The 24,282-nt window shown below is 60.9% G+C and carries 24 protein-coding genes; 8 read left to right on the top strand and 16 right to left on the bottom strand.

Annotation, left to right across the window (positions count from 1 at the left end; translation table 11 throughout):
* Positions 1–142: 142 nt before the first annotated feature.
* From thyX to VMA09_18445, 5 genes are all read left to right on the top strand, one after another.
* Positions 143–970 (top strand): FAD-dependent thymidylate synthase, encoded by an 828-nt coding sequence (thyX, locus tag VMA09_18465; protein ID HUA35600.1) that lies wholly within the window; start codon positions 143–145, stop codon positions 968–970.
* 17 nt (positions 971–987) lie between these two features.
* Entirely contained in the window at positions 988–1,404 is a 417-nt protein-coding gene (locus VMA09_18460; protein HUA35599.1) for a hypothetical protein, read from the top strand.
* Between the two features lie 16 nt (positions 1,405–1,420).
* Positions 1,421–2,065 (top strand): GNAT family N-acetyltransferase, encoded by a 645-nt coding sequence (locus VMA09_18455; GenBank protein ID HUA35598.1) that lies wholly within the window; start codon positions 1,421–1,423, stop codon positions 2,063–2,065.
* Positions 2,066–2,172: 107 nt separating this feature from the next.
* Positions 2,173–3,045 carry a MoxR family ATPase gene (locus VMA09_18450; protein ID HUA35597.1) on the top strand — a complete coding sequence of 291 codons (873 nt, stop codon included), beginning with the start codon at positions 2,173–2,175 and terminating at the stop codon, positions 3,043–3,045.
* Positions 3,042–4,271, top strand: a complete 1,230-nt coding sequence (locus VMA09_18445) for a VWA domain-containing protein (protein HUA35596.1) — start codon at positions 3,042–3,044, stop codon at positions 4,269–4,271. Before VMA09_18450 ends, VMA09_18445 begins: the two co-directional genes overlap by 4 nt.
* A gap of 65 nt (positions 4,272–4,336) precedes the next feature.
* Here VMA09_18445 and VMA09_18440 read toward each other — a convergent pair whose 3' ends face one another.
* The 12 genes from VMA09_18440 to VMA09_18385 all read right to left on the bottom strand — a co-directional run bounded on the left by VMA09_18440 (position 4,337) and on the right by VMA09_18385 (position 17,831).
* Entirely contained in the window at positions 4,337–4,468 is a 132-nt protein-coding gene (locus VMA09_18440) for a hypothetical protein (GenBank protein HUA35595.1), read from the bottom strand.
* 12 nt (positions 4,469–4,480) lie between these two features.
* Positions 4,481–5,038 carry a hypothetical protein gene (locus tag VMA09_18435; protein ID HUA35594.1) on the bottom strand — a complete coding sequence of 186 codons (558 nt, stop codon included), beginning with the start codon at positions 5,036–5,038 and terminating at the stop codon, positions 4,481–4,483.
* A 435-nt stretch (positions 5,039–5,473) separates the two neighbouring features.
* Positions 5,474–6,964, bottom strand: a complete 1,491-nt coding sequence (locus VMA09_18430) for a mechanosensitive ion channel family protein (GenBank protein ID HUA35593.1) — start codon at positions 6,962–6,964, stop codon at positions 5,474–5,476.
* Between the two features lie 6 nt (positions 6,965–6,970).
* Positions 6,971–8,140 (bottom strand): glycosyltransferase, encoded by a 1,170-nt coding sequence (locus tag VMA09_18425; protein ID HUA35592.1) that lies wholly within the window; start codon positions 8,138–8,140, stop codon positions 6,971–6,973.
* Positions 8,141–8,186: 46 nt separating this feature from the next.
* Positions 8,187–8,810, bottom strand: coding sequence for a non-canonical purine NTP pyrophosphatase (locus tag VMA09_18420; protein ID HUA35591.1), 624 nt, complete (start codon positions 8,808–8,810; stop codon positions 8,187–8,189).
* Positions 8,810–9,991, bottom strand: coding sequence for a D-alanine--D-alanine ligase family protein (locus VMA09_18415; GenBank protein HUA35590.1), 1,182 nt, complete (start codon positions 9,989–9,991; stop codon positions 8,810–8,812). Before VMA09_18415 ends, VMA09_18420 begins: the two co-directional genes overlap by 1 nt.
* Positions 9,992–10,058: 67 nt before the next feature.
* On the bottom strand, positions 10,059–11,513 hold the full coding sequence (gene guaB / locus VMA09_18410) for an IMP dehydrogenase (GenBank protein HUA35589.1): 1,455 nt from the start codon (positions 11,511–11,513) through the stop codon (positions 10,059–10,061).
* A gap of 407 nt (positions 11,514–11,920) precedes the next feature.
* Positions 11,921–12,406 carry a hypothetical protein gene (locus VMA09_18405; protein ID HUA35588.1) on the bottom strand — a complete coding sequence of 162 codons (486 nt, stop codon included), beginning with the start codon at positions 12,404–12,406 and terminating at the stop codon, positions 11,921–11,923.
* Positions 12,407–13,335: 929 nt separating this feature from the next.
* Positions 13,336–14,823, bottom strand: coding sequence for an AAA family ATPase (locus VMA09_18400; GenBank protein ID HUA35587.1), 1,488 nt, complete (start codon positions 14,821–14,823; stop codon positions 13,336–13,338).
* A 9-nt stretch (positions 14,824–14,832) separates the two neighbouring features.
* Complete coding sequence (locus VMA09_18395; GenBank protein ID HUA35586.1) at positions 14,833–15,609, bottom strand: enoyl-CoA hydratase; 777 nt, start codon at positions 15,607–15,609, stop codon at positions 14,833–14,835.
* A gap of 152 nt (positions 15,610–15,761) precedes the next feature.
* Positions 15,762–16,565 carry an alpha/beta fold hydrolase gene (locus VMA09_18390; protein ID HUA35585.1) on the bottom strand — a complete coding sequence of 268 codons (804 nt, stop codon included), beginning with the start codon at positions 16,563–16,565 and terminating at the stop codon, positions 15,762–15,764.
* 3 nt (positions 16,566–16,568) lie between these two features.
* The gene (locus VMA09_18385; GenBank protein ID HUA35584.1) at positions 16,569–17,831 is read right to left on the bottom strand and encodes an FAD-dependent monooxygenase; all 1,263 of its coding nucleotides are present in this window, start codon (positions 17,829–17,831) and stop codon (positions 16,569–16,571) included.
* Positions 17,832–18,394: 563 nt separating this feature from the next.
* Here VMA09_18385 and VMA09_18380 point away from each other — a divergent pair.
* Positions 18,395–18,712, top strand: coding sequence for a septum formation initiator family protein (locus VMA09_18380; protein ID HUA35583.1), 318 nt, complete (start codon positions 18,395–18,397; stop codon positions 18,710–18,712).
* Here the strand turns inward: VMA09_18380 and VMA09_18375 are convergent.
* Entirely contained in the window at positions 18,709–20,043 is a 1,335-nt protein-coding gene (locus VMA09_18375) for an acetyl-CoA hydrolase/transferase C-terminal domain-containing protein (GenBank protein ID HUA35582.1), read from the bottom strand. The two genes, VMA09_18380 and VMA09_18375, sit on opposite strands and share 4 nt — an antisense overlap.
* A gap of 80 nt (positions 20,044–20,123) precedes the next feature.
* Here VMA09_18375 and VMA09_18370 point away from each other — a divergent pair, with 80 nt between their 5' ends.
* Together VMA09_18370 and VMA09_18365 are read left to right on the top strand one after the other, a co-directional pair.
* Positions 20,124–21,338 carry an MFS transporter gene (locus VMA09_18370; protein HUA35581.1) on the top strand — a complete coding sequence of 405 codons (1,215 nt, stop codon included), beginning with the start codon at positions 20,124–20,126 and terminating at the stop codon, positions 21,336–21,338.
* 13 nt (positions 21,339–21,351) lie between these two features.
* Complete coding sequence (locus tag VMA09_18365) at positions 21,352–21,774, top strand: CopD family protein (GenBank protein ID HUA35580.1); 423 nt, start codon at positions 21,352–21,354, stop codon at positions 21,772–21,774.
* A 59-nt stretch (positions 21,775–21,833) separates the two neighbouring features.
* Here the strand turns inward: VMA09_18365 and gloB are convergent, their stop codons facing one another.
* From gloB to VMA09_18350, 3 genes are read right to left on the bottom strand one after another with little or no spacing between them, the layout of a single operon-like run.
* Entirely contained in the window at positions 21,834–22,610 is a 777-nt protein-coding gene (gene gloB / locus VMA09_18360) for a hydroxyacylglutathione hydrolase (GenBank protein ID HUA35579.1), read from the bottom strand.
* A gap of 32 nt (positions 22,611–22,642) precedes the next feature.
* Complete coding sequence (locus tag VMA09_18355; protein HUA35578.1) at positions 22,643–23,416, bottom strand: enoyl-ACP reductase; 774 nt, start codon at positions 23,414–23,416, stop codon at positions 22,643–22,645.
* 39 nt (positions 23,417–23,455) lie between these two features.
* Complete coding sequence (locus tag VMA09_18350; GenBank protein ID HUA35577.1) at positions 23,456–24,262, bottom strand: MBL fold metallo-hydrolase; 807 nt, start codon at positions 24,260–24,262, stop codon at positions 23,456–23,458.
* Positions 24,263–24,282 lie beyond the last annotated feature (20 nt).

Genomic DNA, 24,282 nt, shown 5'->3' with positions numbered 1-24,282 from the left:
TAGTCGCGCAATCGCGCCGGTCTTACAAATCACGCGCAAATGTCGATAACCGTCGCGCTCCCCCGATGCAGTTCGACGCCGCGATGTCATAAGATAAGGACGAGGGCGCGGTCGCGCGCGATTCCGGGGAGGTCACGACGCGGTGAACAATCAGGCCACGATGCAGGTGAAACTAATCGACTTTGCGAGCGCGCCGCTCGAAAAGCTCTACGCCGCGTTCCGCACCTGCTATTCATCCGACACGCCAATCGAGATCTGGCAGAAGATCGAGAGCGAAAAAATCAGCCGCGAAAAAATCCGCGAATTCATCGGCGAGCGGCTCAAAACCGGCCACGCCTCGCCGCTCGAGCAGATCGTGTTCTGGTTCGCGATCGCCAACGTCTCGCGCTCGCTGTCGCATCAGTTCGTGCGTCATCGCATCGGGATCAGCTTCGAGCAGCAGAGCCAGCGCTACGTGAAATTCAAAGAGGACAAGCTCGCGTTCGTGCTTCCCAATTCGTGGACGCGCGCCGGTCTCGATAACGAATTCGACGAGCTGCTGTCACGCACGTCGGAGCTCTACGCGAAGGCGCTCAAGGCCGGCATCCCAGCGGAGGACGCGCGCTTCGTGCTGCCCAACGCCGCGCCGACGAACTTCCACGTAATGGTGAACTTTGCCGAGATGCTGCACATCTGCGATCTGCGTCTGTGTTTGCGCGCGCAATGGGAAATCCGGCGCATGGTCGCGTTGATGCGCACCGAGATCAGACGCAAGCTGCCCGAGATCGCTATCTTCCTGCAGCCCAAGTGCGGCGAAAATCGCATGGGCTACTGCGACGAGTCGCTCGACGACTGGCAGAAGTGCCCGCTCGGCAAGGCGCGCCCGCACAAGTCGAGCCTGTTCGAGCTCTACGAGCGCTACGGTTCGCGCAAGGCTCAGGCGCTCAGCGAAGCCGACTACCGCGCCGTCGAGGAAAAGGAAATTCTCTGAAAGCCGCGAGACAGAGCTTGGCGAACGAAGTCAAAACGCCCACGCTCGAAGATGCGATCGCGAGTTTCAATCGCGGTGATTATTTCGGCGCGGCTGAGAGGTTCGAGGTTATCGGGCGCGATACCGAGCCTGAGCTGAAGACCATGATCGATGCGTTTAACCGGATCGCCGCGGCGCTCCATCTGCGCTTCGAGCGCGGCGGACGACAGGCCGCGATCAACTTGTTGTCACAAGCGATGCTCACGCTCGACGACCTGCGGCCCGAGCACGCCGGTCTCGATATCGAGCGGCTGTGGAACGAGCTGCAGGCCTACGCCGACGAAGTTCGCGCGACGCCGCGCACGGAGCACACCGGGCTCAAGCATCGCACGCGCCTCTTTCTCGAAAAGCGCCGCGCGCCGAAAATAAATCCGAAGACCAATCGCAAAGACTGACCTGCCGGAGGGGACCATGAACGTCCGGATCCGAAACGCCACAGACAAGGACATCCCCTTCATCGGATGGGCGCAATTTGCCGCGGCGCGCGGCCACGTAAAGCGAGGCGTGTGGGATGTTATGTGCGCGCGCGACGATCGCGACTGCCTCGCATGGTTGACGCGGATGGCCGCGACTGAAGAGCCGCTCTCGTGGACGCGATGGTCTAACTTCATCATCGCCGAAGTCGATGGACACGCGGCTGCGGCGCTTGAGGGCTACGATCCAAAAGTCGCCACCATGAAGTACCTTATCACCGCGATCGATCAGGCTTCGCGCGAAATGGGTTGGGGCGGCGAGATCGACGCGATCAACGCCCGCTTCATGCCGCTCGAGTCGTGCATGCATGATTACGAAGAGGGCGCGTGGATCGTCGAGAACGTCGCCTGCGATCCGAAGTTCCGCCGCAAGGGCCTGGTGAACATGCTGCTCGAAGAGATCTTCAAGCGTGGCCGCGAGCAGAAATTGCGCGTCGCTCAGCTCTCGGTGTTTATCGGCAATACGCCGGCGATCACCGCCTATCAGAAGCAGGGCTTTCGCATCGCGGATGAAAAGCGCAGCCCCGAATTCGAAAAAGCAATCGGCTGCCCCGGCCAATACAAGATGCTCCGCGAGCTCTGAGCGCTCTAAGTCGTGAACCGTCAACTAAATGTTACCGTCCCCTCCCTGACTCTGAAATCCCCTCTCTCTGACCAGGGAGAGGGATTCTTAAGCGCTATGAGTAGCTGATGGATGTAACCAGGGGATTTGTCGCCGAGGGCCTGACGCGCGCGCGCTACGTCACCAACGAGCGGGTCACGATGGCGATCTTTCTCGCGCTGGTGCTCGAAAAGCCGCTGCTCATCGAAGGGCCTGCGGGCGCGGGCAAAACTGAAATCGCCAAGGTGCTCGCCGGGACGCTCTCGACTGATCTCATCCGTCTGCAATGCTACGAAGGCCTCGACGAAGCGCGCGCGCTCTACGAATGGAACTATCAGAAACAGCTTTTGCGCCTGCAAGCCGACGAGGACGAGGGCAAAAAGTGGGAGCAGGTGTCCGAGCACATTTTTTCGCGCGACTACCTCCTCGAGCGGCCGCTGCTCAAGGCGATTACCGCGCCGCGCACCGTCGTTCTGCTCATCGATGAAATCGACAAGGCCGACGAGGAGTTCGAGGCGTTTCTGCTCGAGCTGCTCTCGGACTTCCAGGTGAGCATCCCCGAGCTCGGCACGTTGAAGGCGCGCGAGCGTCCTGTAGTTGTGCTCACCTCGAATCGCGCGCGCGAGCTGTCGGAGGCGCTGCGCCGCCGATGCCTTCATCTGTTCATCGACTTTCCGGGGATTGAGCAGGAGCGCCGCATCATCGAGCTCAAGGTGCCGGATCTCGACGCGCGCCTGGCGGCGGAAGCGGCGCGATTCGTCGGCGCGATCCGCAAGCTTGGTCTGCATAAGCCGCCGTCGATCGCGGAGACACTCGACTGGGCGCGAGCGCTCGCCAAACTCGGCGTCAACGAGCTCGATGCGGAAGCTATTCGCAGCGCGCTGAGCGTCCTGCTCAAGCATGAAGACGATCGCGCCAAGGTCGAATCGAAAGCGTCGTCGCTCGCCACGCGATCGCGATGACAACGCTGCGTGACCGCCTCATCACGTTTATCGACGAACTGCGGCGCGCCGATATCCGGATTTCCGTCGCTGAGTCGATCGATGCCATGAACGCGGTGGTTGCCGCGGGGCTCGAACGTATCGCGATGCGCGAGGCGCTCGCCGCATCGCTTATAAAGGATGAGGCCGACCGCGCGACGTTCGATTCGGCCTTCGACAACTACTTCGGCGCGCCGCCTCGTGAACGCGGGACACATCCCGACCAGAGCGGCCAAACGGTATCCGCGGCAAGTGGCCGCGGCCGCCCCGGCGAGAATCCCGTGTCAGTCGAGCCGCAGGCAAAGCCTCGTCCCGAAGACGGAAAATCGCGCGGGAAACACGAGGCAGAATCCAAACCAGGCAGCGACGAAGCAGCGCGCGAGGAGGGCGCGGGCGAAGGCGAGACGTCGCAGCAGAACGAGCACGCAGAGCAGGGCGTCGAGGCCCGCGAGGATCGTCACGAGGATTCGGGAATCGAGGCGGATCGCGCAGCACAGATGCGCGCACTCGAGCGGATGCCGTTCGAGCGCTACACCGTTGTCGAATACGAGGCCGCGCGCGAAGCGCTCGCGCCGCTGGTGCGCCGTTTCAGGATTCGCCTTGGACGCCGCTTGCGCACCGCGCGCGGCGGACGCATTGATCTGCGCCGCACGATTCGCGCGGCAACCCAGCGCGGCGGCCTTCTCATCGATCTGAAGCATCGCGCGCGCCGCCCGCGCCACGTCGATCTGGTGATCCTCGCCGACGTCTCGGGTTCGGTCCGCTATGCCGCCGAGCTGCTGCTCGAGCTGACAGCTGGAGCGCGTGGATGCTTTCATCGCGTGCGGAGTTTCGTGTTTGTCGATCATCTGTGCGAAGCGACGTTCGAGTCGGGACATCTGCTGATGGAGCCCGCACCCGATCTCTATGCGCGCTCCGATTTCGGCCGCGTGCTGGTCGAGCTCTGGGATCGCCGCGCAGGATTGCTGACGCGTTCGACACTGGTCGTGATCATGGGCGATGCACGCAACAACCGCCGCCCCGCGCGCGCCGACGTGCTCGCCGAAATCGCCCGCAGCTGCCGCGGCGTAGTGTGGCTGAATCCCGAAGACCTCGCCCGCTGGGGCACCGGCGACAGCGCCATCAATCAATACGCGCGCGCAGTGGACAAGCTGATCCCAGTCCGCAACCTCCGCGAACTCCAGAAAGCGCTGCTCCGCGTCGCATAACCAATAGTCACTTACACTCACTCTGAAAGTTACGCGCCTGGTTCCCCTTCCCGTGCGGGAAGGGGTTAGGTCGATTTCTGAATCTCGATCTGAAGTCTCATCAGGATCACGTGCATCCCGATTAGTGGTGCGAGCGGCTGTTGACGAAGAGCATCGGTCGAGCGCGGGGCGAGAGTTATCTCGCCCCGCGGGTTCATCAGACAGGCTGCTTAGAACAAGGTAATGGAAACCGGAAACGTCTCAGACGCTTGCTGGCCGCAAGCATTGACCGTTGCCGTGATGAGAGCATTCTGGTTCAGATGCTGCGGCGTGAAAGTGAAGCCGTCACTCTTATCCGTGTGGTCGAAATCAGGGTACCAGCAGGTCATGACGCCACCCCGATCGAACGGGTTGGTGCAAGTGGCGTCGCCGTCGCCGTTGCTTACGTAGGTAAAGTCATAGGAGCTATAGGTCAGGGTGATCGTTCCAGTGCTGCACGGAGTCGGCTGCAGCGCGGTCACGGTGAGCACCGCATTCTTGCCCAACCTGAGTGACGTCACCGGACGATTTGTCGAGTTGTTCCATCCCCATCCGCCGGAACCGTCAAGTCCGTTAGGACCCTGGGGCGGTGCATCGATGCACAGGCTTCCGCTGCAAGAGCTCCAGCTTTCCAGTGGACCCCCGAGAATTGAAAGAACCTGAGCGGAAGCTCTGCCGGAGCTGAATCCCAGCACGGCGATCACTAATCCGGTGGCCACGATGTTGCGTAATTTGGCGTAGGTCTTCAACTGTCTCCTCCTCAGTCAGTTTTGCGCGTTGATTCGCAGTAATGGTCTTATTGGCACATCATAAATCTCAATCGCAAATATTAACGTAGCGTTGATAGTTCTAGCGGAAGGATAGCCAATGTCAAGTTTCGCCTCGATATCTGGCGATAACTAAAACGTCTCTATAATAAACAAAGCTTATTTAGATTATCTTAAGAGGCAATGTTTAAGGCGGGAGCGAGTGCGACACTTCAGGACGTTTGAAGACCCCAAAGAAGCATTGAAGTTAGCGACGCATGTCTTAAGACCAACAGAAAGATGAACAAAGTGCAGTGGAGAAGAAGGTGAGGCAACGCTGCATCCGCACCGCTTAGCGGTCTCTGCCAGCGTGTGGCTTCCGCTCCGAGGCGTCAGACGCGGCCGAGGCTATTTCAATCGGCGCCGAAGAATAAAAAACTAGAAGTCGAAGATTTCGCGCATCTTGTTCATTAGCCAGCGGCGCGCGCCGCCGCCACCGTTCTCGCCGCTGGCAGCCGCCATCGCTTCGAGGCGCTGCGTCATGCGGGTCGCGATGATTTCGCTCATCTGCTCGGCGGCTTCGGGATGCGCTTTGAACAGGCGCGTGAAGCCTTCGCGATCGATCTCGATCACCTCGACGTCGGTCTTGGCGCGATTGGTCGCGTTGCGCGGCTGGCCGGTCATGAGCGCCGCTTCGCCCACGAACGAGGGCGGACCAAGAGTGTTGACGAGGCGCATCGAGGCGTCATCAGCACGCACCAGCACTTCGACCACGCCGCGGCGAATGATGTAGAACGAATCGCCTTCATCGCCTTGGCGGACGATCGTTTCGCCTGCGCCAAACTCGCGCACCTGCACGGTCGGCAACAGCACCTTGATTTCATCCTCGGTGAGATCGCGCAGGAAATCGACCCGGCGGAGCTCCGCGATCAGGCGCGCATCGTCACGCGTAATCTTGGCCGATTGATGCTCACGCATTTCGATCGTGCGCATCGGAAAGGGAATTTCAATTGAATGGCGGCGCAGAGCGTACCACAGGCTGGACACGACGTGGTCGCGCACAGTCTCCTGCGGCCCATAGTCGTCGAGCCAATACTTGATGCGATAAATGATCGCCGACTCGCCAAACTCCCACGCCAGCACCTCGGGCGGCGGATCCCTCAGGATATGCGGCGAGTTGTGCAGAAGGCGCGCCGTCACTTCGCGTACGCGATTCGGCGCGACATCGTAGCTGATGCCGATCGAGACTTCGTCGCTGATTGCTCCCTCGCCGTAACTGACGAGCACGTCTTTTCCGATGACGGAGTTCGGAACTTCGAGGCGCTGGTTGCCGCGCGTGATAATCGTCGTCGCGCGCCATCCGATTCCGCGCACGCGGCCGAGATAATTGCCGGTGCGAACCCAGTCGCCCGGCTCAAACGGGCGCTGCACTTGCAGCGTGAGGCCGCTGAAAATGTTGCTCATCGTCTCCTGCAGCGCGAGACCGATAACCGCGGCGAAGACCGTTGTGGCGGTGAAAATCTGCGTCGGCTTTACACCGAAGTCGGTGTACGCGACGACCATCAGCACCGTGCCCCACAGCACGAGCATGATCAGGTCGCGGAAGATGGTCGAGAAATGCGCCTTGCGCCGGCGCATCAGGGCGTCGATTCCTTCGAGCCCGAGCCTGATGAGACCGAAGGCGAGCGTGGCAACCGACGCGGTGCCGACTTTCTGCGCGGTGGTCGGATTCACTATCAGGTGCGTGGCGATACTCAGCGAGAAGCTGCCTGCCAGCAGCATGAACGTCATCGTGCTCAGCGAGCGGCGCCGGCTGCGAACCGCAACCGCGCACGCCGTCAGCAGCAAAACAAAAACAATTTCGATTCCGATCGAGACGCGGAGCGGCAAGTCTCCGAAACCGAGAAATTTCTCCAGCGCTGAAGGCACGATGCTTTATCCGATAGTGTCCGCGATTTGGCTAAGCAATTTTTGCGCGTCGAAATATTCAGCGGCGATTTCGCGTGCGGCGCGCGCATGGCGCGCATAGTCCGAGTTGATTTTCTTGATGGCTTCGACCGCCTCGGTGGAATCGTCAAAGCCGAGCAGACCTGCGCCTTCGGGCACGAATTTCTCGAAGCCCGTGCGCTGCGTTACGACGGGGCGTCCCGCCGCGAGATAGCAAACCGTGCGATCGCTGAACCATCCCGTGCGCGGCCGCACATAAATGTCCTTGGCGACCGTGAACTCGCCGCGCGACGAGCTGATGAAGTTGCGATAGGTATCGATATCGAGCGACATCGGCACGACCGGCGAGAAGCTGAAGCCGCCGGCCAGCGCCGTTTCATAGTCGGGACCCGAGTTGAGATCGGTTGCGAGCTCGATCGGCTGGCCGGCGCGTTTGGCAACGTCGAGCATCTTGCAGAAGTTCACGTGCTTGGACCAGTAGTAGGTCTGTCCCGCGATTTCCATATCGCTGCCGTTGTTGCGCCAGGTACCGACGGTGGTGAACTTAGCGGGCTCCGCCGGACCAATGCCCGGATGCCATTCATCGAGCAGCACCGGCGGCCGCGTGCCATGCCAATCGATTCCCGCGGCCGGCAGCACGCAATCGGCCGCGCCGATATTCTGCGCGTACGTGAAGAAGAGCTGGTGCTGGCGCGCGAACTGGATCGCGGTCGGAATTTTGCGCTTGAGCTCGAGCTGGAACACCCCGGGATCGCTCTCGAGATAAACCAGGCAGCGGCTCTTCTCGTGCTCCTCGCGCGGCTCGGTCGCGCCGCACAGGTTGATGACGGCGTCGGCCTCGCGCAGAAGCTCGAAGCACTTCTCGCGCGGCATCCCGACGTACTCTTCACGATATGAATTCAGGAACGACCATCGACCGGCGAAGCCATAGCGGCTTAGCACCGCGTCGAGCCGGCGGAGATTGTTAGTCGGATCGTTGACCAGCGACATCGCGTCGGGATCGTAAACGTGACCGCGATGGTCCTCGACGTAGTAAACGTCGAAGCCGAGCTGACGGAAGCCAATTAAATGATGCAGCAGTTGCCACACGACGCCCGCGAACGGGTAGCGTGCAGCGAGATGGAGAACAACTAATTTTCCCTTTGCCGTTCCTTTCACCGTGGGAGAAATATTACTTGGCCGATTTGCAAAATAATATGCGCCGTCACGGCGTTGTGGCTATCCGTTCGAGGTCGGGGCGCAGGCGCAAAAGCGACTCGCGGCGCTGGCTGATATGCGCCTCGTCGGCCTCACCGAGCTGGCCCAGGAACAGATTGCGATCGGGCAGGAACAGCACGGCGCGGTAGGGGAAGCCGGGCCGAATCACCGGCCAGGCGCGCGCGGCGATCACGCCTTCGATCGCGGCCTCGGCGATCGATTCGCGCACGATTCCATCGAATTCGTACTTGACGACCGCGGCGGCGCGGAGCCGCGCCGTACGCTGCGCGGCGGGAACGCCCTGCATCCGGCGCATCACTTCGGCGACCAGCTCGTCGTCGGTGTTCTCGCGATCGCCGCCGAGCCATCGATGCGACTTCACGCCGGGCTCGCCGCCCAGTGCGTCGATTTCGAGGCCGCCGTCGTCGGCAATCGTCGGCATCTTCGCGCGCTCGAAATAGAATCGCACTTTAATGAGCGCGTTCTCCTCGAAGGTCGCGCCAGTTTCTTCTGGTGATTCGGAGATTCCGCGCGTCCGCAGCGAAATCACGTCGAGGCCGAACTCGCCGAGCAGCAAGCGATATTCCGCGAGCTTCGCGGGATTGGTGGTAGCGACGAGAATCTGCTTCATCACTTGCGCCGATGATAGGTGACGCTGAGCGCGGCGCGTTCGCCGTGCTCTTCGATCGCAAGCTCGATCAGCCGATCGATAAGCTTCGGCAGCGGCAGGCCCGAAACCTCCCACAGCTTGGGATACATGCTGATCGAAGTGAAGCCGGGGATCGTGTTGACCTCGTTGATGTAGATTTTCTTGAGATCGCGAGTGGCGAGAAAGTCGACGCGCGCCATCCCGCGCAGGTCGAGCGCCTTGAACGCGGCGATCGCGATCGTCTGGAACTTCTTAACCGCGGCTTTTGGCAAGTCGGCGGGGATGATCGTCGCCGAGCCGTGCTCGTCGACATACTTCGATTCGTAGCTGTAAAAGTCGTGGCTGCCCTTGATGATGATCTCGCCGGGCAGCGAGGCCTCGGGATGATCGTTGCCGAGAACTGACAGCTCGATCTCGCGTCCTACGCATGATTCTTCGATGAGCGCCTTGCGATCGTATTTGAAAGCATCGTCGAGCGCGGCCTGGAGCTCGCTCTGCTGCTTCACTTTGCTGACGCCAACGCTCGATCCAAGTGAGTTGGGCTTCACGAAAACGGGATAGCCGAGATCGCGCGCATACTTGGCCGCGAGTGACGGCTTGTCGGCGTACTCAGCGCGAGTGATCGCGTGATAGCGAACGACGGGAACGCCGGCGTCGCGCAGCAGTCGCTTCTGCGCGTCCTTGTCGATTCCGATCGCGGAGCCGAGCACGCCCGCGCCGACATAAGCGACGCCCGCGAGCTCGAGCAATCCCTGCACGGTGCCATCTTCACCATACGTGCCGTGCAGAACGGGAAATACGACATCGAGCGCGCGGCCGAGCCCCGGCTGAGGGCGGCCGACCTCGAGCGATTTCTCATTCGTGTGCGCGGGGACGAGCTCTCGGCTGTGCGGCAGCAGCGTGACCTGCGTGCCCTCGGAATCGAGCGCGCCGAGATGCTCGGTCTTCTCGGCCAGCACCTTCAGCGCGTCCCGCTCGAGAAACCATTTGCCCGCGCGATCGATTCCGATCGGAACGAGCTCGTACTTTTCAGGATCCATCGCCGACATCACCGTCAGCGCGGAGCGAAGTGAGATTTCATGCTCGCTGGAGCGCCCGCCGAACAGGACGCCAACGCGAAGCCGCTTCTGATGCGCCATAGTCGAGAGCCGCGCCGCCTCCATCGTCATCCACCATCACGCGGCGCCGACGATTGTCGCATTTCAAGCGCGGATGTTCGAGCACCCGGTGCTACTGGCGATAGTTCGGCGCCTCTTTGGTGATGAACACGTCGTGGACGTGGCTCTCGCGCATCCCGGCGTCGCTCACGCGGACGAATTTCGCGCGGCGGCGCAGCTCGGGCAGACTCGGCGCGCCGATATAGCCCATGCCCGACTGCAGGCCGCCGACGAGCTGCTCGATGTTGCTCGCGATCGACCCGCGATGCGGGACGCGGCCCTCGATTCCCTCGGGCACGTACTTGCCGTCGGTCACTTCCTGCTGGCCGTAGCGATCGCGCGTGCGCTCGCTCATCGCGCCGAGCGAGCCCATCCCGCGGTAAAGCTTGTAGGTGCGGCCCTGGTAAAGAATCGTTTCGCCCGGGCTTTCTTCGGTACCCGCGAACAGCGATCCGATCATTACCGTATTTGCGCCCGCAGCGAGCGCCTTGGTGATATCGCCGGAGAAACGGATTCCGCCGTCGGCGATCACGGGGATGCCGCGCGGCTCAGCGATCGCGACGACATCCATGATCGCGGTGACCTGCGGCACGCCGACGCCGGACACGACGCGCGTCGTGCAGATCGATCCGGGACCCATCCCGACGCGCAGACCGTCCGCGCCCGCATCGGCCAGCGCCTTGGCGCCTTCGGAGGTCGCGATATTGCCGGCGATCACGTCCATGTCGGGGCATTCCTGCTTGGTCGCCTTGATCGCCTCGAGCACATTGCGCGTATGACCGTGCGCGGTATCGACGATGAGCACATCGACACCCGCGCGCCTGAGCGCCGCGACGCGCTCGGCACGATCGGCGCCGACTCCTACCGCGGCGCCCACGCGCAAGCGGCCCATGCTGTCCTTGCTCGCGTAAGGATGACGGATGGCCTTGTCCATGTCCTTGACGGTGATCAGTCCGCGCAGCCGATTTTGATCATCGACCAGCGGCAGCTTCTCGATCCGATGCGCCTGCAACATCTCCTTGGCTTCTTCGAGCGAGATACCCGGCCGGGCCGTGATGAGCTTGGTCGTCATGACCTCGCGCACCTGCTTGTCGAGGCGCTTCTCGAACCGCAGGTCGCGATTAGTGAGAATCCCGACCAGGCGGCCGTTCGATACGACCGGCAATCCCGAAATTCGGTAACGCTCCATGATCGCGAACACGTCGCCGATTCGCTGCTCGGGATCGACGGTGATCGGATCGACGATCATACCGCTTTCGTACTTCTTGACGGTCTCGACTTCGGCGGCCTGCTGCTCGACGGAAAGGTTGCGATGGATAAAGCCCATCCCGCCCATCTGCGCGATCGCAATCGCGGTGCGCGATTCGGTGACGGTGTCCATCGGGCTCGAGACGAGCGGAATATTGAGGCGGACGTTGCGGGTCAGGTTGGTCGAGACATCGCACTGCGAGGGCAGGATGTCGGATGCCTGGGGCAGCAAGAGCACGTCATCGAAGGTAAGTGCTTCACGAAGCTCCTGATGCGGCATGATGGGACCTCCTTGGGTAAAAAAAAGCCCGCGGTCATCCCGCGGGCACAATTCGCCAACTCAGATTTTACGCGCGTTCCAATTTCTCAGGTGCGCCATGCTTGAGAGTATCGGTAGGCAGACAGGGAATCAATATGTCATGGCGAATGTCATCGCGGAGGTTCCAACCATGGATGTCATTGCGGCGGAAAGAAAGGCTTGTTTAGCTCTGCCGCCCTTTCCATAGTTCCAACCACAGGTTCTAGATAATCGATCAACATCCGCACAGCCTTTGCGCGCTCACGCCAAGGCAAATCGATCAGAACGGACAGTGCCTGATACCTCGCCGCGAGGACCAGCTTCTCGGAAGCGCGCTTTGGTTGAGGCCATTTTCTTGCTGACGGCTGGAGTGTTCGCATCGTTTTATCCTAATTCGTGGTTGCAATCTGTTTCGAGGCCTCTTTCACAACATCGTCCAACACACGAGTCGATAACGGGAACGCCGTGAGCAGCAACTCAATTTGGCGGTCTCCCGCAGGAACCGATGCGCGATGGAAGAGTCTGCCGGTTTCTCGCAGCGACTCCCACGTGTCTTCGCGACACGGATAGGCCAGACAGACAACGACTCGCCGTGTACGTGCGATCGTTGAGTAGGCTAGGACTTGGAGCAGATCATCACGATGACGTTCGCGCAGTTCTTCGTCGAGGTTCGTCCAGCGCCGATCCTGCATCTCTTCCCAATGGTCCTTGTACTTCGCGTCCACAATCACGGTGAGGTCCTCGCGCTCAAGTGTTACGTCGGGGATGAGCGATTTCTGGGAGCCGAGATAAGGCGGACTCCAACCGAGTGCGCGACGCGAGCCATGATTGTTTCGACCCAAGCCTCGAAAAAGGACTCCATCGACATTACCCAAGGCAATCCCTGGAGGTCGCTTAGGCCGGCAAGGCCGCGCTCGTCGACGGTCCACTCAATTGCTTCCACGCCGCGCCTGAAAATCTCAGTTCGCAAACTGCCGCGCATCCACGTCGCGACAGTCGCCGCGCGCGGCGGCATCGCTGGCGAATCTCGAACTCGGTTCAGCAACTGCTGGCAAAGCACGATCAGATCGAGCACGAACGCGCCCGCGGTGCGTTGACCCTCAAGACTTCCGAGTTGTCTTTCGAGCGTAAAGCGAATCGCGCCCTTCAGCTCGCGGTCCTCGCGCAGGTCTGGGAAACGACAGGGGACTTCCAGCAGCCGCGCACAAGACATTTTGCGGCGCGCGTATTCTTCCCATGCCACTGAGCCTCGTGGCGCGCGGCGTTCACCCGAGGTCATCTCGAATTTGCGATCAAGGTTCTGCACCAGCGCTCGCATTCGGAAGATCACGATTGCGGCCAATACCCACGGTGGTATTTTGCGTTCTGACCGCGGAAGCGACGGAGTGCCTAATGGGGAAGGCGCGACTCTCCATCCGCTCGCCCCGAGGATCGGCCCGATGCCCGGCCATCCAAATCGTGGTTTGATAACTAATCCATACTCGCTGCGTCCGGTCGTTGGCGAAACGAGCGAGACCGCGCCGATTTCTGAATGCGTGGTTACTTGCAGGTGAACTGAGGTTCCGTCGTAGGTGGTCTGTAGCTCGGCATTGAGCAACCTCAGGCGGGCGCGATTCTGTGTGGCAAATTGCTGCGCCAATCGAGCCAACTGAGAATTGGGATCGCGCGGCTGCTGTCCGGAGGCCAGAAAGCCGCTCGGTATTTGAGCGCTGGTCGAATCGAGTGTCTCGATGATCCCGCTCTGCGCCTTATATGCCCTACGGGGAATAGGCAATCGCAACTGGACTTTTTTGGCAGCGGCCATTTATGCGCACGCGGTTGCGAGCCATTGAAGGTATGATCGAATCTCTTCCGAGAACGGCGCAACATAGCCCTGCGCCAAATAATCTTCGAGCAGCGGAACCAAAGTCGTACGCAGACGGCGCTTTGCGCGCTCTTCGTCCGCTTCGAGAAAATAAGAATGGCCCGGAACAAGAGAAAGCGATTCGTCGGTGGCGTGTTCGACGAAGATTCCGAGCAGCATCCGAAACGCCTGGCGCGTCAGATCGCATCCGAGCTTCTCGACTATCTCCATTTGCGGCCAGAGTTTCGCGAACGCGAATCGACGCCTGATGGCTACATCGATAACCGCAAGACTGCGATCGGCAGTGTTCATTGTACCGATGATATGAAGATTTTCGGGGAGCTTGAATTGTTTTCCGATCCCTTCAAAGTCAAATGGTAAGTTCAACGTCCGCGGTTCCTTCTCGTCCGCTTCAAGTAGATAGATTGCTTCGCCCAAAACCTTTGCCATATCGGCACGATTTATCTCGTCGATATGCAATAGGTATTTAGCGCCTCCACTGAGTTTGGACGCTTTCTCAGCCGCTTCCATTAAATAGCCCGCTTTGGGTTTGAAGCTGAGTCCAAGGTCTCTGTTAGACGACTCCGGCGCGAGACCACCAATGAAGTTCTCGTAAGTAGTATTGGCGTGAAACTGTATTGTGGTGCCCTCGCCTTTGTATCGAGACGAAATCAAATCTCGCGCGAGTTTGGTCTTTCCTGTACCAGGCGGCCCTTCGATTAGCACGTAACGCCGCTCCTTCAGCAGTTGAGTGATACTCACTTCGTTTTCGCGTGGCATGAGGTATCGGAACCACTGCGTCTGAATCTGCTCCGCTTCAGATAAGTGCGGCCCTAGTGGTGTGATGCCTCGCTCATCGAACATCAAATCCAGAAAAGCAGTGAGCCCATCGAGGGTCGAGCGGCGGTCGTCGAATGCCGCGAACATTCCGTAAATGAAAGATCCATATTTCTCCAGAGTCTGATTGTATTTCGGAAAATCGCCACGCACCTCCTTCGGCAATTGTTGTTCAGTCCGCGTTGGATCATATTTCGCCCAAGCGACGCGCTTGCCCTTTCCGAATTCAGCATTTAGCCAGTCGCAGATAGCCCTGACCTTCCGCGAATGCCCTGGGCGACCGAGAATCACCTCGTCTGGCGCGAGCCCGTTAGTGCCAACAACGAACGTAATTAGCGCGGAGCGATCGACACCGGGAAAGATCGCGACGGACATCCCGCCATACGCCCCCGATTTCGGGTTTTGCGGATTTATAAAGGCAACAAAGGGAGCGAAATCCGAATTTTCCGGCGCTCTTGGATTCCTGATTTGAAACTTGCTTTCTTTAGTGTTGGCTGGGTAGCGGCCATTCGGCGAACCAAACAGCGCGTTCCAACCTTGCTCGGCTTTTTCAGGCCAGTCCTTGGAGTAGTTCTGCTCGAAAATAAGATCGAGTAATTTATCCCCCCACATTCTCAATTCTCACTTTCCGGTCCAGGAGGGCTGGCGTTTTTCTAAAAAGGCGCAGATGCCTTCCTGGGCGTCCGAGGCCATCGCGTTCAGGCTCATTACTTCCTTGGTGTAGTCGTAGGCTTTTTGCTGGTCGAGGTCGATTTGGGCGTAGAAGGCTTGTTTGCCGATGCCGATTGTCAGAGCGCTGGCGTCGGCGATTTGTTGGGCGAGTTTCCGCGTTTCGGATCTCAGGTCGGCGTCTTTTACTACTCGATTGACGAGGCCCCACTCCGATGCGGTGTGGGCGTCGATTGGGATGCCGGTCAGCAGCATCTCTATGGCGCGTTTGCGGCCGATTGCGCGGGAGAGCGCGACCATCGGGGTCGAGCAGAAGAGGCCGATTTTCACGCCGGGCGTGGCGAATCTCGCGCTCTCGCTGGCGACGACGAGATCGCAGGTTGCGGCGAGCTGGCATCCCGCCGCGGTGGCGATTGCGTGGACTTGCGCGATGACTGGTTGTGGAATCGCCTGCACCGTCTGCATCAGTTGCGCGCAGAGATCGAATTCGTGGCGATAGAATGCGAGATCGCGGGCGTGCAGCTCCGAGAGATCGTGACCGGCGCACCATGCGGGGCCGTTCGCTGCAATTATCAGGGCGCGCGCGTCTTTGCGCGCACCGATCGCTTTCAGCTCCGCCATCAGCTCGGACATCATCGCGACCGAGAGTGCGTTGCGCTTCTCGGGCCGGTTCATCGTGATCGTGACGATGCCCGATTCTTCGTCGATGATGAGGTTGCGCTCGCTCATGGTGATGGCCTCCGGCTTTGAATTTAGTTTTGTGTTGATGTGAGGAGCAATCGCGATAAGTGATGGATGATGCGCTCTGGTTCTATAAGGATCGCGCTTCGCGCGCTTACGGGAGTGGCGGGGCCGATGGCAGGCATCCCAATTCGAATGAGCTAGCGCTCTTTCCATTCTTCGGGGAAGAGCAGCAGGAGATCCTGGCCGAGGGCGCGGACGAGGAAGCGCTGCATCTCGTTGATTGCGCGCTCCAGCGCGCGGCCCCCGATTAACCAGTGCCCGCGTCCCGGGATCTTTACCAGCTTCGCCCCGAGGTTCTCCGCCATCGCCGTCACGCGATCGAAGGGGGCGAACGGATCCGATTCGCCTGCGATTATCAGCCTTGGTGCGGCGCGCGATGGCTCTGGGAGCTCTACTGCGCCGTGTGCGACGTCGAGCGCGGCGGCGCCAGCGTCGGGGATCATTGCGGAGATCATCACGTCGCGCTGGAATGCTTCGGCGTCGGCTACGAAATCGAAAAGCGTGCGGCCGGACGGCGCCGGGAGTGCGCGCCCGCGCCATAGTGCGAGGCGGTTTGCGATGCCGGTGACGAATGGCGAGCGGAATCCGGGGAGCATCGGCGCTAGTGCGACTCCTGCTTTGATTCGCGGGCGGCCGGCGAGGCACATCGAGAGGAGGCCGCCGATTCCGTGGCCGGCGACGATCACTTCGCGATCGATTGCGTCGATCGCTTCACCGGCGAGCGCTAGCAGATCGTCAAAATGCATCGTGCCGAGCGGTGCGCCAGCGGATCGCAAGTCGGGCGCGTAAACTTCCCATCCGATTGTCGCGAGGTAGCCGAGCATCACCGCGAGATGCCGCGAGGTCGTAAACAGCTCAGGCAGCAGCACGATCGGCGACGCGAACTTGATCGGTTCGGGCCGCTCGATTTGCGCCGCGAAGCGGCCGAGCTGCGTGTCCATGCTTCAGGCGTCGCGCCGCTGCGCCCCCATCACGCGCGCGAAGCGGAAGCTCGGGAAGATCTTGCGCCCCGACGCCATCTGGCCGAAGCGAATCAGCTCGTCGGCCGCCCATTGCGCGGTATTGGCCGCGCGATGCGCATAAAGCGTCGCCTTGTCGAGCGCGAGTTCCCGCGACACGCGCACGCTGGCGTTGTAATACGGCATGAGCGCGGCGTCGCGCTCGCGAGTGAAAGTGGACATCGCGTCGGCACTGATCGCACTGCCACGCGATGCTGAGAACCATTCGGGTGCAAGGGTTTGCATGATATCGGCGCTCATCAGTGCGAGCGAATGCCCTTGGCCGAAGAGTGGATCGACATGGAGACCGGAATCGCCGAGCAGCAGCGCGCCGTTGACGACGGGATCGCGATAGGTGTTGAGAAGAAATCCTGCGGAGAGCACCTTGCTCGCGATCGTCGCGCCTTCGAGCACTTTGCCGACGAGGAGCGACTTGCCGAGATGCGCATTGAAGTTGCCGGTGAGATCGGTGCGGAAGTTCCGCATCTCCTCGGTGTCGAAAGCGACCGCAGCGACGGCGCGGCCATCTTCGCATCGACAGATTAAGCTCGCTTCGCCAGGCGCCGACTCGAACTCAGTGAGCAACTCGTCACGGAGGCGTTGGTGATCGACGCCCTGGTAGTAGGCGTAGTAATAAGCGCGGCGGCAAGGGACATCGACGCGCTTGAACGCGCCGAGGCGTTCCTCACCGAGCTGCGCGATTGTCGAGCGGAAGCCGTCGGCGCCGATCGTGAGCGGGGCGTGGAACTCGTGGGAGCCAGTCGAATCCTCGCCGCGGATGCCGACGATCGCGCCGTCCTCGATGATCAAATCGGTGACGCGAAAGCGCTCGCGCATCATCACGGATTCGATACCGCGCGCCGCATCGATCATGGCCGCGTCCATCTTGAGGCGGCCGAGGCAGAGGCCGCGAATATCTTCGCCGTTCTGGATCAGGCTGCTGGTGTAGTCGAAGCCGGGGCCCGTGGCGCGCATCGCATCGAAGCGCACGCCGCCGAGCTGCTCGAGCATCGGCAGCACGCCCATCTTCGCGAGCACCCTCGTGCCGCCGGCGAGCACGATATGCGTCGAGATCGTGTCGGAAGGAAACGCAGCTTTATCGACGACGAGCACGCGACGGCCTTGCCGCGCGAGCATGATCGCGGCGGCGGTGCCGGCGACACGTGCGCCAACGATTATCGCGTCGAACTCATGAGGGGTCGATGCCATCCGGGCCTCCGGCGAGCACAGTGCCGTCCATGATTTAGGAGAGCGGCGGGCGACGAGGCAAGCGCGCGTCCACAAAAAGAGAGAGCCCCCGATGTCGGGGGCTCTCGGTTATACGAGGCTCAAAAAGCCTCGGCCTTATTCCAGCAGCTATCCAGCCTTAGCCAGCCTTCGGGTTTTGCCCGAAGGGAAACTTGTTAGTGGTTACTTCTTTTTGGTGGTCTTCTTAGCCGGCTTCTTCTTTGCTGGCATGGCCTTCTTACGCATCGGTTTGGATTTTGCGGTCCGCTTGGGAGCGGCTTTCTTCTTAACTGGCATAGGTCCTCCTCTCGAGTCGGGATGCTGCTGGAAAAGCACCCATTCTAATAGGGGAGACGATTCTCCCTCGATACGGTGCCGATTATAGAAACGTGTTATTCGTAACGCAAGAGCTGTAGAGAAGAATTTAGAAAGAAATTTTAAAGTCGAAAGACTCTAGGACCTGCCGCGATTTTCATGATTTTAGAATATCGTTCATCCATTAGCGCTCTTGAATTGCGAAGGCCCAATGCTTTACCATCGGCAGGATGTCGCGGTTGAGCTTCCATCTTAGGCGCCAGTGGCCGAGCCTGGCCCTGGGAGGGGTCCTGCTAATACTGGTGGTTAACGGTATTTGGGGGCCTTTGGGGCCGCGCGACCTGTTGACCCTCCGTCAACATCGGGTGGCGCTCGAGGCCCAGCGCCAGGCCCTGCTCGATCGCAACGCAACGCTCAGAACAAGCGTTCAGAAGCTGCGTTCCGACGATAGATACCTCGAACACCTTATCCGGCGCGAGCTTGGCTACACCCGCTCCGGCGAGCTCGTGTACAAGTTCGCCGACGAGCCCCCCGCGCCGCCGCATTAAAAGATCGACTTGCCGATCAACTTGTAGTCACGCGCCTGCTGCTCGAGCTCTTCGCGGAAGTCCGGATGTGCGATCGAGATCAGCGCGCGCGCCCGCTCCGGCACCGACTTGCCTTTCAAGTTGACCATCCCGAATTCGGTCACCACGTACATCACGTCGGTGCGCGGCGTCGTCACGATGTTGCACTCGTCGATTCGCGCGACGATGCGGCTCGCGCGATGGCCGTGGCGCTCGTACGTCGATGCAAGGCACATGAACGATTTGCCGCCGCGCGAGGCATACGCGCCGCGCACGAACTGGAGCTGCCCGCCGGTGCCGCTGATCTGCCGCACCCCCGCAGTTTCGGAGCAGGCCTGGCCCGTGAGATCGAGCTGCGCGCAGTTGCAGATCGAGATCACCTTGTCGTTCTGCATGATGTTGGCCGGGAGATTCGTGTAATCGACCGGCCCCGCGAAGCAGGCCGCGTTGCGATCGAGAAAGCGATACATCCGCTCCGATCCCGCGGCGAAGGTGTAGGTCATCTGGTAGAGATTGTTTTTCTTGTGCGCGCCGGTGACCTTGCCCGCTTCGTAAAGCGAAACGATCGAATCCACGAACATCTCGGTATGCACGCCCAGGTCGGTGACATTTGAGGTGGCGAGCAACTCGCACACCGCGTTGGGCATCGCGCCGATTCCGATCTGCACGCAGGCCCCGTTTTCGACTTCAGGCGCGATCAGTTGCGCGACTTTCTGATCGACCTCGCTCGCCGGCGGATTGATGAGCTCGGGCAGCTTGTGCCCTCCGCCATCGACGACGAAATCAACGTCGCGAATATGCACGCCCGTCTCGACGCCGAACACATAAGGAATGTTCGCGTCGGTCTCGACGATCACCGTCTTCGCTTTCTCAGTGATCGCCTTCTCGTACGTTATCGACGGGCCGAAATTGAAGAAGCCCTGCTCATCCATCGGCGCGGTTTTGATCACGGCGACGTCGACGTCGATGAAGCGGCGGTAGTAATCGGGCGCCTCGCCGAAGTTCATCGGCGTATGGATGCACAATCCGCGATCGTGCATCTTGCGTTCGAGGCCGGAGAAGTACCACGAGATGTAATTGACGTGATCGCCGTCGGGATCGGCCTCGACGATCGCGCGCGGCTTGAGCGCGAGGCATCCGCGCAGCTTGACGCGTTCGAGCTTGCCGATTCGCGCCGCCAGCGCGGCATCGATAACGTCGGGCTGGCCGAGGCCGAAGCCGTAGTCGAGCCAGTCGCCCGACTTCACTTTCGAGGCGGCCTCATCGGCGCTTACGGTTTTGCGTTTGAGTTCGTCGCGATACGAAATCGACATAGCAAATCCCCACTCGCGCGCGGGTTTACGCTTGACTGCATCTTCGGCGTAGGGTTTGTTCAACCGCGCGCGTCCGATCAATGCCAAGTAACGAACCACTCAAGCAAGCACCCGCGCCCGCCGAGTCGCGCGGCGCCTCGCAGCTAATTCTCTTTCTGACGGTCTTTATCGATCTACTCGGCTTCGGAATCGTCATTCCTTTTCTGCCGATGTTCGCGCAGAAGATGGGCGTGGGCGCCGCCGGCGTGGGCCTCGTGCTCTCGATCTACTCGCTGATGCAACTGATCGTCGCGCCGATTCTCGGCCGGGTCTCGGATCGCATCGGGCGCCGGCCGGTGATCATGCTCGGCCTGCTCGGCTCGTCGATCGGATACGTCATTTACGGCTTCGCCGGATCATTTGTATGGCTGCTCGTTTCGCGCGCGGTTCACGGCGCATGCGCCGGGACGGTTTCGACCGCGCAGGCGTACGTCGCGGATACGACGACGGTGGAAAATCGTGCGCGCGGCATGGGACTCATCGGCGCGGCGTTCGGACTGGGCTTCGTGCTGGGTCCGGCCCTCGGCGGAATCCTGGGCCACGCGAGTTTGCGCACTCCGGTTTTTTTCGCCGCGGCGCTCACCTTCGGCAATCTGATCTTCGCCGCGACGCGATTGCCGGAGTCGCATCCGCCGGAGCCCGGCGCGCGACTCGAGTTCTCGCATCTGTCGGCGCCGATCCTCCAACTGCCGCGGCAACTCGCGCAGCACAACCTCGCGCGGATGTTCCTGATCGCATTCTTGATGACATTCGCCTTTGCGGCTCTGGAAGCCACTTTCGCGATGATGGTGCCGCACGTCTATGGCTACGGCGCGGCCGGAGTGGGCGGACTCTTCGCATTCGCCGGACTCATCCAGGCGCTCGCGCAAGGCTACCTTGTCGGCAAGATCGTCGAGCATACCGGAGAGGCACGGCTCCTGAAGATCGGCCTCGTGCTGATGGTCGCGGGACTCGCGCCGCTCGGCAGCGTGACCGAGCGCGGCGCCTTGTTTGCGATGCTCGCGGCGCTGTCGATCGGCTACGGCTTCGCCAGTCCTTCGGTCGCGAGTCTGATCTCACGTTCGACCCAGCATGGTCTGCAGGGCGAGGTGCTGGGCGTCAGTCAGTCGGCGCAGTCGCTGGCGCGAATTCTCGGACCGATCGCAGGCGGTATCATCTACGAGTTAGCGGGACCGGCCGCGCCTTACCTGGCCGGAGCTGTGATCGCGGCGATTGCGCTTACGATCACGGGCGGAATCGAAATTTCGCGAGACTGATAAGGGGTTAGCGATGCTCGCAGTTGTGATTGCACTTCATGTCTTCGGCGTCATCACCTGGGTGGGCGGCCTGCTCACGCTCGCATCGCTGCTGGCGCGCGTGCCCGAGGAAGTTGGCGTAGCGAAAGAGCGGATCATCGTTGTGACGCGGCGGCTCGGCCTCGGCGTTCACCTCGGCGCCGCAATCACGATCGTGCTCGGCATCGCGTTGATCTTCATGGAACCGGGCGTGATCAAGCAGGGCTGGCTGCACCTGAAGCTGACGTTGGTGGTGATCCTGCTCTACTTCCACTACCGCTTCTTCAGCCGCGCGGCCCAGCTCGAGAACGATCCGTCGCGCGCCACGCGTGGCGAGTTCATGATGATCCACGGCATCGTGAGCCTGCTGCTCGTCGGCATCCTGCTGCTGGTGATGCTGAAGCCCTTCTCGGGGTAAGTCGGCTCGACATTTAGAAACAGAACTCGCCACGAAGAGCACGAAGGCACCAAGATCTTCTAGTAGTGATCCTTCATCTCGCGGGCTTTGGCGAAGATCGCGATTGGATCGCTGCCGATCGATGGATCCGCGTTCTTGATGCTGGCGCGGAGCTCGGCGCTGTCGGTGCGTAGAAACGGATTGGTTTTTTTCTCGTCGGCGATCGTCGAGGGCACCGTCCACTTGCCTTCGGCCCGCGCCTTCACCGCCCAGTCGTGCTTGGCCTTGAGCGCGGCGTTGCCCGGCTCGAGCGTGAGCGCGAAGCGGAGATTTTTTTCCGTGTATTCGTGACCGCAGTAAACTTGCGTCGCGTCCGGCAGCGCCGCGAGCTTGGCGAGCGACGATACCATCGTGTCGGCTTTGCCCTCGAACACGCGGCCGCATCCTGCGACGAACATCGTATCGCCCGTGAACACCGCGTTGAGCTTCGGAAAAAAGTACGCGACGTGGCCGTTGGTGTGCGCGGGGATTCCGATTACGCGGCCTTCGAGCGCGCCGATCTTCACCGTGTCGCCATCGCCGACAGGATTCGTCAGCGCCGGGATACGGCCGTTCTCGGCCTTGGCGCCATAAATCGCGATGCCCGGGATCTTCGCCGCGATGTCCGCGTTGCCGCCCGAATGATCGCCGTGCCAATGCGTCGTCAGCACCGCGACGAGTTTCACGCCATGCTGTTTCGCCGCCGCGATTACCTTGTCCGCTTCGGCACAATCGACAACGCCGCATTCCTTGCTCGCGTCGTCAACAATCAGGTACGCGAAATTATCCGAGAGTTGAGGAACAATGAATATTGCCATCGTGACTCTCCTGTCGCCGCGCGGGCGCGAGTTTAGAAGCCGACGATATTGTATCCCACGTCGACGTAGATCGTCTGGCCCGTGACGCCGCTCGAAAGTTCGCTCAAAAGCGCCGCCGCCATCGAGCCGACTTCCGCCGGGCGCATCGCGCGCCTGAGCGGCGAGCGCTCTTCGACATCATGCGCCATCGTATGAAAGCCGCTGATAGCCGACGACGAGAGCGTGCGCGCCGGTCCCGCGCTAAGCGCGTTGACGCGGATATTCTTGCCACCAAGATCCGTCGAGAGGTACCGCACGCAGGCCTCCAGAGCCGCCTTGGCGACCCCCATCACATTGTAGTTCGGAATCGCGCGCACCGCGCCGAGGTAGCTGAGCGTGACGATCGAGCCTCCCCCGCGCGCTTCCATCAGCGGCTCCGCAGCTCGCGCGAGCGCGACCAGCGAGTACGCGCTGATCTCCATCGAGCGCGCGAAATTCTGCCGGCTCACGTTGAGAAACCGATCGCGCAGATCCTCGCGCTCGGCAAATGCGACCGCATGCACGAGCAGATCGAGCCCACCCCATTTCTCGCCCAGCGCCTTGAACACCTTCTCGATACCGGCGTCGTCGGTCACGTCGAGCTCGCCGATCACATCGGCTTCGATCTGCGCGGCGAGTGGCCGCACGCGCTTTTCGAGCACCTCGCCCTGGTATGTCAGCGCGATCTCGGCGCCTTCGCTGTGGAGCGCCTGCGCGATCGACCAGGCGAGGCTCTTATCATTGGCGACGCCCACGATTAGCCCGCGCTTGCCTTGAAGAATTGCCATCGCGATTTTTCCTTGCCGCCAGTTTGGCGCGACGCGCTGCTAGAGCCCGATCTTCATCCCGTCATAAGCGATCTCGAGGCTTCCGTCGCCCGGATCGATTTCCTTATGACTCAGAACTTCGCGCCCGAGATGCGTCAGCACCATGCGGCCGACCTCGAACTTATCACGATTGGCCGCAAGTTCAGGGTAGTTGAGATGAAAGGTGAGATGCTTGCTTTCGAAGTAGGTGCACTCGCACAGAAACAGATCCGCGCCGCGCACGAATTCCGGCAGCGCGTCGTTCCATCCACTGTCGCCCGAGAAGACGATCGTCTTGCCGTTGATCCCGATCCGCAGCGAGAGCGAAATATCCGGCTTGGTATGGGGACTCCGAATCGCGCCGATCGTGACGTTCCTCGCGCGCACTCTCTTGCCCGGCTCGAGCACGAAAAACTTCAGCTTCTTCGCGAGCTCGCTCCCGGTCGCCTTCTTGCCGGGCTTCGACAGATCGGCGTTGGGATACAGAAGTCGGACGAGGCCGTTGACGCGCTCCTCGAGGTGGCGCGGACCGATAACCGTCAGCGGACGCTTGGGGGGACTTTCCCACATGTATTCGAGCATCAGGAACGGCAGCCCGGCGATATGATCGCCGTGCAGATGACTGATGATCAGGAGATCGATACTGTCGGGAGGAATATTCGCTGCTTTGAGCAGACGCAGGACATCGGGACCGGCCTCGAGCAGGATGCGAACGCCGCCTGCATCTATTATATATGCCGACTGAGCGCGCCCTCCGCTGGCGAATGCGTCCCCGGAGCCGAGTATCGTAACGTTGACGGAGGTGTCGCGAGCCGGAATCGCATTCATGAAGAGAGCGCTATGCTAGT

The organism is Candidatus Binataceae bacterium (assembly GCA_035508495.1).
Classification (GTDB): Bacteria; Desulfobacterota; Binatia; order Binatales; family Binataceae; genus JASHPB01.
This window is presented reverse-complemented; position numbering and strand designations above follow the sequence as displayed.